The organism is Actinosynnema sp. NPDC023587, from assembly GCF_040640215.1.
In the GTDB taxonomy this organism is placed as follows: domain Bacteria; phylum Actinomycetota; class Actinomycetes; order Mycobacteriales; family Pseudonocardiaceae; genus Actinosynnema.
Map to the genome: position 1 here is coordinate 383,423 of NZ_JBFABG010000007.1, position 13,700 is coordinate 397,122.

The 13,700-nt window shown below is 73.6% G+C and carries 13 protein-coding genes; 7 read left to right on the forward strand and 6 right to left on the reverse strand.

The genetic code is table 11. The features are described 5' to 3' along the window. Positions 1 to 31: 31 nt before the first annotated feature. A complete protein-coding gene (locus AB0G01_RS21440; RefSeq protein ID WP_360948069.1) occupies positions 32 to 946 on the forward strand; it encodes an NAD(P)H-binding protein in 915 nt (304 codons plus the stop codon). Positions 947 to 1,055: 109 nt separating this feature from the next. On the opposite strand, the gene AB0G01_RS21445 is transcribed toward AB0G01_RS21440, so the two are convergent. Next, on the reverse strand, positions 1,056 to 1,202 hold the full coding sequence (locus tag AB0G01_RS21445; RefSeq protein WP_360948071.1) for a hypothetical protein: 147 nt from the start codon (positions 1,200 to 1,202) through the stop codon (positions 1,056 to 1,058). Between the two features lie 5 nt (positions 1,203 to 1,207). Between AB0G01_RS21445 and AB0G01_RS21450 the strand changes: the two genes are divergently transcribed. Continuing rightward, on the forward strand, positions 1,208 to 1,723 hold the full coding sequence (locus AB0G01_RS21450) for a TetR/AcrR family transcriptional regulator (RefSeq protein WP_360948072.1): 516 nt from the start codon (positions 1,208 to 1,210) through the stop codon (positions 1,721 to 1,723). Between the two features lie 69 nt (positions 1,724 to 1,792). On the opposite strand, the gene AB0G01_RS21455 is transcribed toward AB0G01_RS21450, so the two are convergent. The 3 genes from AB0G01_RS21455 to AB0G01_RS21465 all read right to left on the reverse strand — a co-directional run bounded on the left by AB0G01_RS21455 (position 1,793) and on the right by AB0G01_RS21465 (position 7,498). After that, on the reverse strand, positions 1,793 to 4,279 hold the full coding sequence (locus tag AB0G01_RS21455) for a polynucleotide kinase-phosphatase (protein ID WP_360948074.1): 2,487 nt from the start codon (positions 4,277 to 4,279) through the stop codon (positions 1,793 to 1,795). Beyond that, a complete protein-coding gene (locus AB0G01_RS21460; protein ID WP_360948146.1) occupies positions 4,279 to 5,631 on the reverse strand; it encodes a 3' terminal RNA ribose 2'-O-methyltransferase Hen1 in 1,353 nt (450 codons plus the stop codon). Before AB0G01_RS21460 ends, AB0G01_RS21455 begins: the two co-directional genes overlap by 1 nt. A 157-nt stretch (positions 5,632 to 5,788) precedes the next feature. Next, entirely contained in the window at positions 5,789 to 7,498 is a 1,710-nt protein-coding gene (locus AB0G01_RS21465; RefSeq protein ID WP_360948076.1) for an alpha-glucosidase, read from the reverse strand. A gap of 214 nt (positions 7,499 to 7,712) precedes the next feature. On the opposite strand from AB0G01_RS21465, the gene AB0G01_RS21470 reads away from it, so the two are divergent. Continuing rightward, positions 7,713 to 8,282 (forward strand): snapalysin family zinc-dependent metalloprotease, encoded by a 570-nt coding sequence (locus tag AB0G01_RS21470; protein ID WP_360948078.1) that lies wholly within the window; start codon positions 7,713 to 7,715, stop codon positions 8,280 to 8,282. Positions 8,283 to 8,410: 128 nt separating this feature from the next. Here the strand turns inward: AB0G01_RS21470 and def are convergent, their stop codons facing one another. Next, complete coding sequence (def, locus tag AB0G01_RS21475) at positions 8,411 to 8,926, reverse strand: peptide deformylase (protein WP_360948080.1); 516 nt, start codon at positions 8,924 to 8,926, stop codon at positions 8,411 to 8,413. Further along, positions 8,923 to 9,438: a helix-turn-helix domain-containing protein gene (locus AB0G01_RS21480; RefSeq protein WP_360948082.1), complete on the reverse strand. Its 516-nt coding sequence runs from the start codon at positions 9,436 to 9,438 to the stop codon at positions 8,923 to 8,925. Before AB0G01_RS21480 ends, def begins: the two co-directional genes overlap by 4 nt. Before the next feature lie 94 nt (positions 9,439 to 9,532). Between AB0G01_RS21480 and AB0G01_RS21485 the strand changes: the two genes are divergently transcribed. The 4 genes from AB0G01_RS21485 (at position 9,533) to AB0G01_RS21500 (ending at position 13,586) form a co-directional block, all read left to right on the forward strand. Continuing rightward, a complete protein-coding gene (locus AB0G01_RS21485; protein WP_360948084.1) occupies positions 9,533 to 10,831 on the forward strand; it encodes a sensor histidine kinase in 1,299 nt (432 codons plus the stop codon). Beyond that, positions 10,828 to 11,499, forward strand: coding sequence for a response regulator transcription factor (locus tag AB0G01_RS21490; protein WP_360948086.1), 672 nt, complete (start codon positions 10,828 to 10,830; stop codon positions 11,497 to 11,499). The genes AB0G01_RS21485 and AB0G01_RS21490 overlap by 4 nt, the downstream gene beginning before the upstream one ends. 101 nt (positions 11,500 to 11,600) lie before the next feature. Beyond that, entirely contained in the window at positions 11,601 to 12,482 is an 882-nt protein-coding gene (locus AB0G01_RS21495) for an ATP-binding cassette domain-containing protein (RefSeq protein ID WP_360948088.1), read from the forward strand. Beyond that, positions 12,483 to 13,586: an ABC transporter permease gene (locus tag AB0G01_RS21500; RefSeq protein ID WP_360948090.1), complete on the forward strand. Its 1,104-nt coding sequence runs from the start codon at positions 12,483 to 12,485 to the stop codon at positions 13,584 to 13,586. It abuts the gene before it with no gap. The last annotated feature ends 114 nt before the right edge of the window (positions 13,587 to 13,700 follow it).

The following is a 13,700-nucleotide window of genomic DNA, read 5'->3' on the forward strand; positions in this document are numbered from 1 at the left end:
GGGCACGTGGGCGACGCGCCGGGGAGGGGGCATGATCACCGCCATGCGAATCCTCGTGGTGGGTGCCGGCGGCCTGATCGGACAGCACGTCGTAGACCGACTCCGACGAGGTGGGCACGAGGCCACGACCGCCTCCCGCACCCGCCACGCCGGCCTCGACCACGTGGTCGACGCCACCACGGCCACCGTCGCGGACCTGCGGCCACTGCTGGCCGGGCACGACGGCGTGGTGTTCGCGGCGGGCGTCGACGACCGGCGGACCCCGCGCCGGCCCGCGTACCCGGTGTTCCACCGGGGCAACGTGGAACCGGTCCGCCGGCTGTTCACCGCCGCCCGCGAGGAGGGCCTCGGCCGGGGCGTGGTGCTCGGCTCGTACTACACGCACTTCCACCGCGAGCACCCGGAATGGCGGCTCGCCGCGCTGCACCCGTACGTGCGCAGCCGGGTGGAGCAGGCGCGTGTCGCGCGGGAGGCCGCCGGGTTCCCGGTCGCCGTGCTGGAGCTCCCCTTCGTGTTCGGCCGCGCCGGAGACCGGCAACCGAACTGGGCGGGTCCGTTGGCGCGGTGGGCCCGGTCGGGCAGCCCGTTGACCGCGCCGCCGGGCGGCAGCGCGGCCACGTCCGCCGACCGGGTGGCGGAGACGGCGGTGACGGCGCTGGAGCAGGTGTCCGGCGCGGACCTCCCGGTCGCCGACGAGAACATGACGTGGCACGGCATGTTCTCCCGCATCGCCGACGCCGTCGGGCGACCGAGGCGGGTCCGCCGGCTGCACCCGGCGGTGCTGCGGTCCGCGCTGCGGGTAGCCGGTGCCGCCAACCGGTTGTCCGGCAAGGAGTCCGGACTGGACCTCGCCCACCTGGACCGGTTGCTGACGCGCGAGCTGTTCATCGGCGTCGGACGACCGGGCGCGCTCGACCACGCGATCCGGGAGACCTTCGGCCGCTGACCGCCGCTGACCGCCGCTGACCGCCGGAGGACGCCGGGGGTTGGCGAAGGGGCCGCGAACCGGGCGGCACCGGTGCGGCCGGTGGTGGCCGCACCGGTGCGCGCGGCGTTCAGCCCCGGTACGCCTTGAGCAGCGCGGGAACGTCCGCCCGCCACCCGGCGAATGAGTCAGCCGCCGCGATGTCGTCCGGGTCGATCCGCAGCGCCGACAGCGCTTCGGCCGGCAGCGGGTCGGTGTCGGTCTCCTGCCCGAGCACGGCGCGTGCCCGCCCGGCACCCCGAACCCCGGCGCGGCGTGGTTCTCCACGAACGTCACCGGGCGCAGCACCGTCGTGGGCAGCCCGAGCCCGCGCTGGTGCCGCCCGATCCGAAGCGTTCGCCGAACACGGCACCGACGCGTCGCCGCGGGACATCGCCCGCCGGGATCGGCACCCTGTACTGGCACTTCCCGACCCGGGAGGCGCTGCTGGAAGCCCTGCTGCGGCAGCGGTTCGACCTGCTGCGCGCCAAGGCCGAGGCGCTGGCCGGCGCACCGCCGGCGGCGGCGCTGACCGAGTGGCTGACCGAGTTCGTGGCCCGTTCCACCACCTACCGGGGCCTGCCGGAGTCCGTGTCGGCCGCCCTGCGGGACGAGGGTTCCGAGCTGCACACGGCGTGCGCGGCGATGCGCGGCGCGGCCACCGGGTTGCCGCACCGGGCGCAGGAGTGTTCCAGCGTCCCGGCCGAACGGCTGCTCGGTCTCGCCGTGCACGGCCTGCCACCAGCGGCGCGCACCTGACCCCGGCCTCGTCGGCCGGAGCGCGGCCCAGGCCACCGGGTGACCCGGGTCGGGCCACCCGGCGGGCCGCTACAGGCGGGGGTCCACCGGCTCGGACTCCAGGGCCAGGACCGCGAAGACGCACTCGTGCACGCGCCACAGCGGCTCGCCGCGGGCGGCGCGGTCCAGGGCCTCCAGCCCCAGGGCGTACTCGCGCAGCGCCAGCGACCGCTTCGCGCCCACCGAACGCTTGCGCAGGCGGGCCAGGTTGTCCGGCTCGGTGTAGTCCGGGCCGTAGACGATGCGCAGGTACTCGCGACCCCGGACCTTGACACCGGGCTGCACCAGGCCGCGCGCGCCCTTGGTCAGGTTGGCCAGCGGCTTGACCACCACGCCCTCGCCACCGGCCGCGGTGAGCTCCTCCCACCACCGCACGGCGTCGGCCACCTGCGCGTCGTCGGCCGTGTTCACCACCCGGTGGCGGGTGGGCGTGAAGAGCTCGCCCCGCAGCCCGCCCAGCGTTTCCAGGTGCCACAGGTGGTCGCGGTCGTAGAACGTCCGGCCACGCGCCGCCAGGAGCTGGAACGGGGCCAGGCGCACCCCCTCCAGACCCTCGGTGGGCCAGAGGTGGTGGCGGTAGGCGTCGCGGTAGCGGGCGGCGTTCGACAGCCGGGAACCGGTGCGGGCGGCCAGGTCCGCCACGTCCACGCCGCGCGCCGCCGCCTGCGCCAGGACGTCCGAGGCGGCGGAGAGCGCGCCGAGGGCCGCCGCGCCGACGGCGGCGTACTGGTCCTTGATCAGACCGCCCGCCTTGGCGTTCCACGGCAGCAGCTCGGCGTCGATGAGCAGCCAGTCGGTGTCGAAGCGGCCCCACAGGTCCGCGTCCGTCACGGCCGCGCGCACCCGCGCCAGCAGCTCGTCGGCCACCCCGCCGGTGAAGAACGGGCGGCCGGTGCGGGTGTGGACCACGCCGGAGTCCCGGCGCACCAGCACGACCGCGCGGGAACCCATGTGCTTCTCCTCGCAGATCACCTCCCGCACGCCGGCGGCGCGGTACTCGGCGAAGGCGTCCTCGGGGTGTTCCAGGACGTCCGGCCGCCGTGACGTCGCCGTCGGCGTCATCGTGGGCGGCAGGTACAGCAGGTCGTTCGGGTCGACCGCGAACCGGCTCATCACCTCCAGCGCCGACGCGGCCTGTTCCGACCCCACCGCGACGCGGCCCCGGTGGGTCGTGTCGACGGCGCGGCGGCCGGTCACGTCGGACAGCGCGAGGACGTCGGGCGCGCGCTCGGGCTCCGGCGCGACCAGCGGGCGGACCGGCTCGTACCAGACCTCGTGCGCGGGCACGGAGACCACCTCGCGCTCCGGGTAGCGCAGAGCGGTCAGCCTGCCGCCGAACACGACACCGGTGTCCAGGCACAGGGTGTTGTTGACCCACTCGACCTCGGGGGTCGGCGTGTGCCCGTAGAGGACGGTCGCGCGGCCCCGGTACTCGTTCGCCCACGGGTAGCGGACCGGGAGGCCGTACTCGTCGGTCTCGCCGGTCGTGTCGCCGTAGAGCGCGAAGCCGCGCACCCGCCCCGACGCGCGGCCGTGGTAGCGCTCCGGCAGGCCGGCGTGCGCCAGGACGAGGTTGCCGCCGTCGAGGACGTAGTGCGCCACCAGCCCGTCGCAGAACCGCTCGACGGCCCGGCGGAACTCGTCGGACTCCCCGGCCAACTGCGCCAGCGACTCCGCGAGGCCGTGCTTGAGCTGGACGTCGCGCCCGCGCAGGGCGCGCACCAGCTTCTGCTCGTGGTTGCCGCACACCGCGAACGCGTGACCGGCGTCGACCATGCCCATCACCAGGCGCAGCACGCCGGGCGTGTCCGGGCCCCGGTCCACCAGGTCGCCGACGAACGCCGCCCGCCGACCGACGGGCGGCACCGCGTCGACGGCCCGCCCGGCCGCGTCGCGCACCAGGTCGTAACCCAGCTCCGTCAGCAGCTCCTCCAGCTCGGCGCGGCACCCGTGCACGTCGCCGATCACGTCGAACGGCCCGGTCTCGTGGCGCAGGTTGTTGAGCAGGCGCTCGGGCACGATCACCGCACTGTCCACATCGGACTGCTCACGCAGCACGTGCACCTTGCGGAAGCCCTCCTTGGCCAGGTGTTTCAGCGACTTGCGCAGCGCGGCGCGGTGGCGGCGCACGACGTGCGGGCCGAAGTCCCGGTCCGGGCGCTCGGCGTTGCGCGCCAGGCAGACCTCTTCGGGCGGGTCCAGCACGATCGCGACCGGCAGCACGTCGTGCTCGCGCGCCAGCCGGACCAGGTGCGCGCGGTCGGCGGGCCGCACGTTCGTCGCGTCCACCACGGTGGTGCGCCCGGCGTCGAGCCGCTTGCCCGCCACGTAGTGCAGCACGTCGAACGCCGCGGCGGACGCCGACTGGTCGTTCTGGTCGTCCGCGACGAGGCCCCGGAAGTAGTCGCTGGACAGGACCTGCGTGGGCGCGAAGTGCCTGCGCGCGAACGTGGACTTGCCCGAGCCGGACGCGCCGACCAGCACGACCAGGCACAGTTCGGGGATCTTGAGCTCCATCAGTTGTCGTCCCCCAGGGTGAAGACCGCGAGCTGGGTCGGTGCGCCGCGCTCGGCGTCCTCGGGCCCGACGGGCAGGTAGCGCACGGTGTAGCCGCGCCGGGCCGCGATCCCGTCGCCCCACGCGCGGAATTCGGCGCGGGTCCACTCGAAGCGGTGGTCGGAGTGCCGGAACTGCCCCTCGGGCAGCGTGGCGAACAGCGCGTTGTACTCCACGTTGGGCGTGGTGACCAGGACCGTGCGCGGCCGGGCCACCACGAACACCGAGTTCTCCAGCGCGGGCAGCCGGGACGGGTCGAGGTGCTCCACGACCTCCATCAGCACGGCCGCGTCGTACCCCGCCAGCTCCGGGTCCGCGTAGGTCAGCGAGGACTGGCGCAGCGTCAACCGCTCGCGCTGCCGGTCCCCCATCCGCTCCAGACCGAGTTTGCGCGCGGCCACCTTCAGCGCCTGCGCCGACACGTCGACGCCCTGGACCTCGGTGAACGACGGGTCGGCGAGCAGCGCGCGCAGCAGCGCCCCGCTGCCGCACCCCAGGTCGAGCACGCGCCGCGCGCCGGCCTCCTTCAGCAGTGCCACCAGGGTTTCCCGGCGCTGCGCGGCGAGCCGGACGCGCGGCTCGGCGAGCGCGTTGTCCAGTTCCTCGGGCTCGACCCCCTCGACGTCGGCCAGCCGGGACAGCGCGGACCGCACCAGCGGGCGGCTGCGCGCCAGGTACCGGGTGGTGATGAGCTCGCGCGCGGGGTGCGCGCCGAGCCAGCCCTCGCCGGCGCGCAGCAGCTTGTCCACCTCGTCCTCGGACACGTAGTAGTGCTTGCTGCCGTCGAGGACGGGCAGCAGCACGTACAGGTGCTTGAGGGCGTCGGACAGCGTCAGCGTGCCGGTGAGGGTGACGTCGGCGTACCGGGACCCGTCCTCGTCGTCCAGCGGGACGGGGGTGATCCGCGCGGTCCAGCCCAACGGCGTGAACAGCTCCTCGACCAGGCGGTGAGGCAGGACGGGGATGCGCGCGATGAGCGGGATCGGGGTCGCGGCCAGCTCGGCGTGGCTCTGGCTGCGGCCGTTCATCGCGGTGCGGAACACCGAGCCCAGCGCGACGGTGAACAGCGAGCCGGCCACGTACGGCCGGTCGTTGACGTACTGCGTGAGGGTGCTGCCGGGGCCTCGCACCAGCGCCACCGGGTCGACCTCCAGCAGGAGCGCGACGGTGCACTCCTCCTCGTCCGCGCGGGGGTAGAACACGTGCGCGCGGCCGGCGGAGGTGGCGAACGACTGCGCCCGGCCGGGGTGCTTGTGCAGCAGGTGGCCGAGGTCGGTCGCCGGGCGGTGGGTGGTGGTCAGCGTCAGCAGCACCGGTCCAGTGTGGACGAGCCGGTCCCGGTAGCGCTCGCGATTAACCCGGTTCACGGCCCTTCCACCGCCTTGGCCACCCGATCGGCCGACACCGGACGGCCGGCGGCCGGCCGGTGCCCGGCCGCCGGAGCACGTCGACGCCGCGCCCGGCACCGACCTACCGCGCCGTGCCGCCCACGGTGTACACGTGAGCCGCCCACGGCGTGAGCTCGACGGTGCCGTCCAGCCGCGCCGGCTCGACGTTGGAGAGCACCGGGTCCGTTGCGGGCCAGTCGATCCCGACCGTCTGCGCGGTGCCGCTCAGGTTCGCCACGACCAGCAGCCGGACGTCACCCAGCGAGCGCTCGTACGCGTACACCTGCGGGTGGTCGGGCAGCAGCATCCGGAAATCGCCCAGCGCCACCACGGGGAGCTCGTGCCGCAGCGCGATCAACCGCCGGTAGTGGTGGAACACCGACGTCGGATCGCCGTACTGCGCCTCGGCGTTGAGCCACGTGTGGTTGGGGTTGACCGGCAACCACGGCTCCCCCGCGCCGAACCCGGCGTTGGGGCCGGCGTCCCACTGCACGGGGGTGCGGGCGTTGTCCCGCCCCATCGCGCGGATGCCGCGCATCACCTCGGCCGGGTCCGCGCCCGCCTCGACGGCGGTCCCGTAGTGGTTGAGCGACTCGACGTCGCGCAGGTCGGCCGGCCCGGCGAACGGCGCGTTCGTCATCCCGAGCTCCTCGCCCTGGTAGACGTACGGCGTGCCGCGGTGCAGGTGCAGCACGGTGCCCAGCGCGGTCGCGGACTCGCGCCACCAGCGGTCGTCGTCGCCGAACCGGGACACCACCCGGGGCTGGTCGTGGTTGTTCCAGTACAGGCTGTTCCAGCCGACCTCGCCCAGCGCGGTCTGCCACCGGCCCAGGCTGGCCTTGAGGTCGCGCAGGTCCAGGGGCCGGGGGTCGAACTTGCCGCCGGGACCGTGGTCCAGCGAGACGTGCTCGAACTGGAAGACCATGTCCACCTCGCGCCGCGCCGGGTCGGTGAACAGCCTGGCCTGCTCCCACGTCACGCCCGGCATCTCGCCGACGGTCAGCAGCCGCCCCGGACGCCCCTCGAACACCTCGCGGTGCATCTCGCGCAGGAACTCGTGCACCCGTGGGCGCGTCCCGAAGTGCGGGAAGCCGTTGCCGAGGCCGCCGGTCCCGGTGGGCGCGCCGTCGGGCAGCTCCGGGTCCTTGGCGATCAGGTTGACGACGTCCATCCGGAACCCGTCGACGCCCCGGTCGAGCCACCACCGCATCATCGCGTGCACGGCCTGCCGGACCTCGGGGTTCTCCCAGTTCAGGTCGGGCTGCCGGCGGTCGAACAGGTGCAGGTAGTACTCGCCGGACGACTCGTCCAGGGTCCACGTCGGGCCGGAGAAGAACGACTCCCAGTTGGTCGGCTCCGCACCCGGCTCCCCCGGCGCGAACCCGTCGCGCGGGGGCCGCCACCAGTACCAGTCGCGCTTCGGGTGGTCCTTCCCCGACCGCGACTCGACGAACCACCGGTGCTGGTCCGAGGTGTGGTTCACCACCAGGTCCATGATCAGCTTCATGCCGCGGGCGTGCACCTCGGCCAGCAGCCGGTCGAAGTCCTCCAGCGTGCCGAACACCGGGTCGATCGCCTGGTAGTCGGAGATGTCGTAGCCGTTGTCGGCCTGCGGTGACGCGTAGACCGGCGACAGCCACACCACGTCCACGCCCAGTTCTCGCAGGTGGTCCAGGCGGGAGGCGAGGCCGGCCAGGTCGCCGATCCCGTCACCGTCCGCGTCCGCGAAGCTGCGCGGGTACACCTGGTAGACGACGGCCGAGGTCCACCACGGGGGCGGGACAGAGGTCATGAGCGTCCTTTGTGGATGTTCTTGTGGCAGTTCTTGCCGCCTTGCGGCCCAACACGTTACGACAGACGGACCAGGGGTGCCCGTAGACCCGTGTTCACGACAGTCAAACCCTACGTACGGGTCTGTTCATCTTCCGCTACGCCTGGTTACTTGGGCTGCGGGAGCCACCCCCTGTCAAAGGCTCCTGGCTGTTCCCTGCTCAAAGGAGATCACCATGCTCGTGCGAAAGATCGCGCGTGCCGCCGTACTGGCGCTGGGCGCACTGCTGCCGCTGGTGGCGGTCACCGCCCCGAGTGCCACGGCGGCGGAGTCCCAGGCGCTGGTGCGCACCCTGTACTACGACACCAGCCAGGCCCAGGAGTTCGTGGCCGACTGGGACAAGGCGGCGGAGAACTGGAACAAGTCCGTCGCCAACGTCAAGCTGGCCAAGAAGGGCCCCGGCACGCCGACCAACATCCGGATCTACGCGGACAACGGCTGGCCGCGGGCGATGCCGACCTCGCTCGGCAACGGCACGGTGTACATGGGCCGCCAGGCCGTCCAGCAGGGCCACTACCGGCCCCGCATCACCACCCACGAGATCGGGCACATCCTCGGTCTGCCCGACCGCCGGACCGGTCTGTGCACGGACCTGATGTCGGGTTCGAGCGCACCGGCGACGTGCAAGAACGACCTGCCGAACGCGGCCGAGAAGGCCGAGGTCGACCGCAAGTTCCGCGGCACCCGGGCCGCCGCCGACCTGCGGACGGCGAGCTACTCCGGCACGGAGTGCTACGTGTACTGAGTTCCCGGGACCTCCGGGTCCCCCGGAACGACCCCGAGGGCGGCCGACCGGCCGCCCTCGGGCGTTCAGCCGTCCGTCCACTGTGGACACGCCCGGCGCGACGCGCGGCGACCTCCGTGCCGACCGCATCACACGTGCCGGACTTTTCGGCCCTGCCAGGGCGCGTCCGCGACGGCCCGTTCCGCCCGCTGCCGGGTCTTGCCGCCCAGGCGCTCCACGTAGACCACCCCGTCGAGGTGGTCCACCTCGTGCTGGAAGCACCGGGCCAGGTACCCCGACGCGGTGATCTCCCGCTCGACGCCGTGTTCGTCGGTCCCGGAGCAGCGGACTTCGAGCGCCCGGGGCGTCGGGTAGGACAGGCCCGGCGCGGACAGGCAGCCCTCCCCGCCGTCCTGGAGCCCGCCGGGCAGGCGTTCCAGCACCGGGTTGACCACGCAGCCCCGCCCGGCCGGCCCGCAGTCGTAGACGAACAGCCGCAGGTCGACGCCGACCTGGTTGGCCGCGAGCCCCGCGCCCGGCGCGGCGTCCATGGTCTCCAGCAGGTCCGCGACCAGGCGGCGCAGGTCGGCGTCGAACCGGGTCACCGGCCGGGTCGGCGCGTGCAGCACCGCCTGGCCGAACAGCACGATCGGGAGCCTCGTCACGGCGTCAACTCCTCGGGGGCGGCCAGCGGGAACAGCCGGGTGGTCAACGCCACCGGCGCGGCACCGGGCGGCCGGGTCGCGGCATCCGCCTCCCGGTCGAAGTAGGGCGCGACCAGGTCGAGGATCGACGCGGCCAGCGCGTCCACCTCGTCCGGCGTCAGGTGGAGGGTGTAGCCGGCCGCCGACTGCCGCCGCCAGCGCTCCGGGTAGCGGTCGCGCAGCTCGCGCCACCGGGCGTAGCGGAGGTCGTCGCGCTCGTCCAGGGCGTCGGCCGGTTGCCGCGCCAGCCGCCACGGCTTCTCCCGGCCGGGCTGCCCCGCCACCACCTCCACCAGCCCGAACAGCGCGAGCCTGCGCAGGTGGAACGAGGTCGCGCCGCTGTTGGTGCCGAGCTCGGCGGCGGCCCGGGTCGCGGTCAGGGGTCCGCGCGCCAGCAGGTCCAGCAGCGCCAGGCGCAGCGGGTGGCTGCGGGCGCGCGCCCGGTCCAGCGCGAGCTCCTCGGTGGTGCCCATGATCGCAGACTACCCTGTGCAAAGAAAACTCTGCAAAGCGGACTCCGCACACCCGAGGGGCCTCCCACCTCGGTCGCAAGCTACGTTCTGGTGCATGACGCCCCGTCCCGACGACCCGCCGAGCCCGGCCGGGGACCTCGACTGGAGCCAGTGGCGACGACCCCGTCCCTCCCCCGCGCGGCAGCGCCACGACTGGTGGCTGGCCCTGGGCGTGACCGCCGGGTCGGTGGTGATGACCGCCCTGGTCACCAGCATGGGCGCGCACGCCTCGGGGCCCGGCCCGGGGCTGGCCGAGCAGTACGCGTGGGGCGCGGCGGTGAGCGCGCCGCTGGCGCTGCGCCGGCGGTACCCGCTGGTCGTGCCGGTCGTGGTCGGCGCGGTGTTCATCGCCGGGCAGGCCCGGAGCGTCAGCGACAACCTCGTCCCGTCGATCGCGCTGTTCATCGCCCTCTACAGCGCGGGTGCGTGGGCGCGGAACCGGACCGCCGCGCGGCGGGTGCGGCTGGCCGTCATCGCGGGGATGTTCCTCTGGCTGGGGTACGCGCTGGTGCGGTTCACCGTCCAGCCCGCGCCGCCGTTCGAGGGCGTGACCGGGCCGCTGGACCCGGTGCTGGCGTCGGTCCTGTACGGGATCGTGTTCAACCTGATGTTCTTCCTGTCCGCGTACTTCTTCGGCGGCGTGGCGTGGCTGTCCGCGCGCCGGCGGGCCGAACTGGAGCACTGGGGCGGGCAGTTGCGCCTGTCGCAGGAGCAGAACACGCGCGGCGCGATCGTCGCCGAGCGCATCCGCATCGCCCGCGACCTGCACGACGTGGTGGCGCACCACGTGTCCGTGATGGGCGTGCAGGCCGGCGCGGCCCGGCGGGTGCTGGAGCGGGACCCGGAGCTGGCGCGGTCGGCGTTGCAGACCGTCGAGGAGACCGCGCGCACCGCGATCGGCGAGCTGCGCGGGCTGCTGGGCGTGCTGCGGGCCGAGCCGGACGAGCAGCCGGACCCGGCGGGCGGCGAGACGTCCTCGCCGGGCCTGGAACAGCTCCCCGAGCTGGCCGCCCGGGCGCGTTCGACGGGCCTGGACGTCGACCACGGCGTGTTCGGCGACCCGCGCCCGGTGCCGGAGGCGGTGGCGCTGTCGGCGTACCGGGTCGTGCAGGAGTCGTTGACCAACGTGGTGAAGCACGCGTCCGCGCGCCGGGCGGACGTGCGGGTGCGGTTCCTGGAGACGTCGCTGGAGGTCGAGGTGGCCGACGACGGCCGTGGCCGGTCGGGCGCACCCGGACGGGGTGGGTTCGGGCTGGTCGGGATGCGGGAGCGGGTGGCCGTGCACGGGGGGCGGCTGGAGGCCGGGCCCCGGCGGGGCGGCGGTTACCGGGTGCGGGCGTGGTTCCCCGCGTGAGCGCGCCGTTGCGGGTGGTGCTCGCCGACGACCAGGACCTGGTCCGCGCGGGCTTCCGGGTCATCCTCGGCACCGAGGACGACATCGAGGTGGTCGGCGAGGCCCGGGACGGCCTGGCGGCCGTGGACGTGGTCGAGCGGCTGCGGCCGGACGTGGTGCTGATGGACGTGCAGATGCCCGGCGTGGACGGGTTGGAGGCGACGCGGCGGATTCTCGGCCCGGCGGGCGCGGAACACCCGATCAAGGTCGTCATCCTGACCACGTTCGACCGGGAGGACTACCTGTTCGAGGCGCTGCGGGCCGGTGCGAGCGGGTTCCTGCTGAAGAACTCGTCACCGGAGGACCTGGTCGAGTCGGTGCGGGTGGTGGCCCGGGGCGACGCCCTGCTGGCCCCCGAGGCGACCCGCCGGGTGATCGCCCGCTTCGCCACGCCGGGACCCCCGACGCCCGCCGCGCGGCCGACCGAGCTCACCGAGCGCGAGTTCGAGGTGCTGGTGCACCTGGCGCGCGGGGCGAGCAACGCGGAGATCGCCACGGCGCTCCACCTGGGCGAGACGACGGTGAAGACGCACGTGTCGCGCATCTTGGCGAAGCTGCGCCTGCGCGACCGCACGCACGCCGTCGTGTTCGCCTACGAGCACGGCATCGTCGCGCCGGGGCAGAGCTGACGGGCGCGGCGCACCCGTCCGGCGGGTCCTCCGCGAGGAGGACGCCACGGGTCGGTCGCGCGCCGGACGTGCCGGGGCGGGCGACGGCATAGCGTTCGGACATGTTGACAGTGACGTCGATCGGCCGGAGCTTCGGTGATCACCAGGTCCTCGACGGGGTGTCGTTCGAGGTCCGGGCCGGGCGGATGACCGGGTTCCTGGGTGCGAACGGGTCCGGCAAGACCACCACCATGCGGATTGTGCTGGGCGTGCTCGCCGCGCACAGCGGCACCGTCACCTGGGACGGCGCACCGGTCACCGGCGCGGTCCGCCAGCGCTTCGGCTACATGCCCGAGGAGCGCGGGCTGTACCCGAAGATGGGCGTCGCCGAGCAGATCGCCTGGCTGGGCCGGTTGCACGGCCTGGACAAGGCCACCGCGCAGCGCAACACCGCGCGGCTGCTGGAGGAGCTGGAACTCGATCACCGGGCCGAGGACCGGCTCGAAGAGCTCTCGCTGGGCAACCAGCAGCGCGCGCAGATCGCCGCCGCGCTGGTGCACGACCCGGTGCTGCTCATCCTCGACGAGCCGTTCTCCGGCCTGGACCCGATCGCGGTCGAGACCGTGCTGGGCGTGCTGCGCGAGCGCGCGTCCGCCGGGGTGCCGGTGCTGTTCTCCAGCCACCAGCTCTCCGTGGTGGAGCGGCTGTGCGACGACGTCGTCATCATCTCCGGCGGCAAGATCGCCGCGAGCGGTGCCCGGGACGAGCTCCGCACCCGGTACGGAACGCCTCGGTTCGAGTTGGTCGTGGCGTCCGACGCGGGGTGGGTGCGGGACGTCCCGGGCGTGCGGGTGGTGGACGTCGACGGGCCGCGCGCGGTGTTCGAACTGCTGGAACCCGACGCCGACCAGGTCGTGCTGGGCACCGCGCTGGGCCGGGGGCCGGTGCGCGGTTTCAGCCCCGTGGTGCCGACGCTGGACGAGATCTTCATGGAGGCGATCTAGATGACCACCGGGAAGCAGAGCTTCACCACCGCCACCCGGCTCATCGCCGAGCGGGAGATCAAGACCTTCCTGCGCAGCAAGGGTTTCTGGATCGGTCTCGCGGTGATCGTGCTCGGGCTGTTCGCGATGTCCGTGCTGCCCACCGTGCTCGGCGGTGATCAGACGAAGGTCGCGGCGGTCGGCTCCAAGGCCGTGGAGGTGATGGCGGGCAGCGGGTTGGAGGTCCGGCAGGTCGACGACGTGGAGGCCGCACGGGCGCTGGTGCGCGACGAGGAGGTCGAGGCGGCCGTGGTGCCGGACGACGGGGGGACCTCCGCGACCGGGGTGCGGGTGATCGCGCTCAACGACCCGCCGGTCGACGTGCTGGCGTCGCTGCGCACCACTCCCCCGGTCGACCTGCTCGACGCGTCCGAGGTGGGCCAGGGCGTGCGGCAACTGGTGATCATGGTGTTCGCGCTGGTGTTCCTGATGTTCGGGATGGGCGGCACGGCGATCGCGCAGAGCACGGTGACCGAGAAGCAGACCCGGATCGTGGAGATCCTGGTGTCCACGGTCCCGGTGCGGGCGCTGCTCGCGGGCAAGATCGCGGGCCACACGCTGCTCACGCTCGGCCAGGTGGCGGTGATCGCGATCGTCGCGCCGCTCGCGCTGAGCCTGGGCGGGCACTCGCAACTGCTCGCGCTGATCGCGCCCGCGCTGGGCTGGTTCGTGCCGTTCCTGCTGCTGGGCTTCGTGCTGCTGGCGTCGATGTGGGCGGTGGCGGGGTCGTTGGTCAGCCGGCAGGAGGACCTGGGCTCCAGCATGGGCCTGGTGGTGATGCTGGTGATCGGGCCGTACTTCGGCGTGATGTTCTTCGCCGACAACGCCACCGTGATGACGGTGCTGTCGTTCGTGCCGTTCTCCTCGGCGATCGCGATGCCCGTGCGGCTGTTCGCGGGGCAGGCGCAGGCGTGGGAGGCGTTGGTCGCGATGGGCCTGCTGGCCGCGACCGTCGTGGTGATCGTGCTGCTGGCGAGCAAGGTGTACTCGGGCTCGCTGATGCACACCGGCGGCAAGCTGGCCCTGGCGAAGGCGTGGGCGGGCCGGGACAACACCCAGGCGTAGAGACCTGGCAGTGGTCCGGGGCCGGGCGGTCGATCCAGACCGCCCGGCCCCGGCCTTCGCGACCGGCTGGACTGACGTGTCCGACGGCGTACCCGAGGAAGTCCACAAAGGACT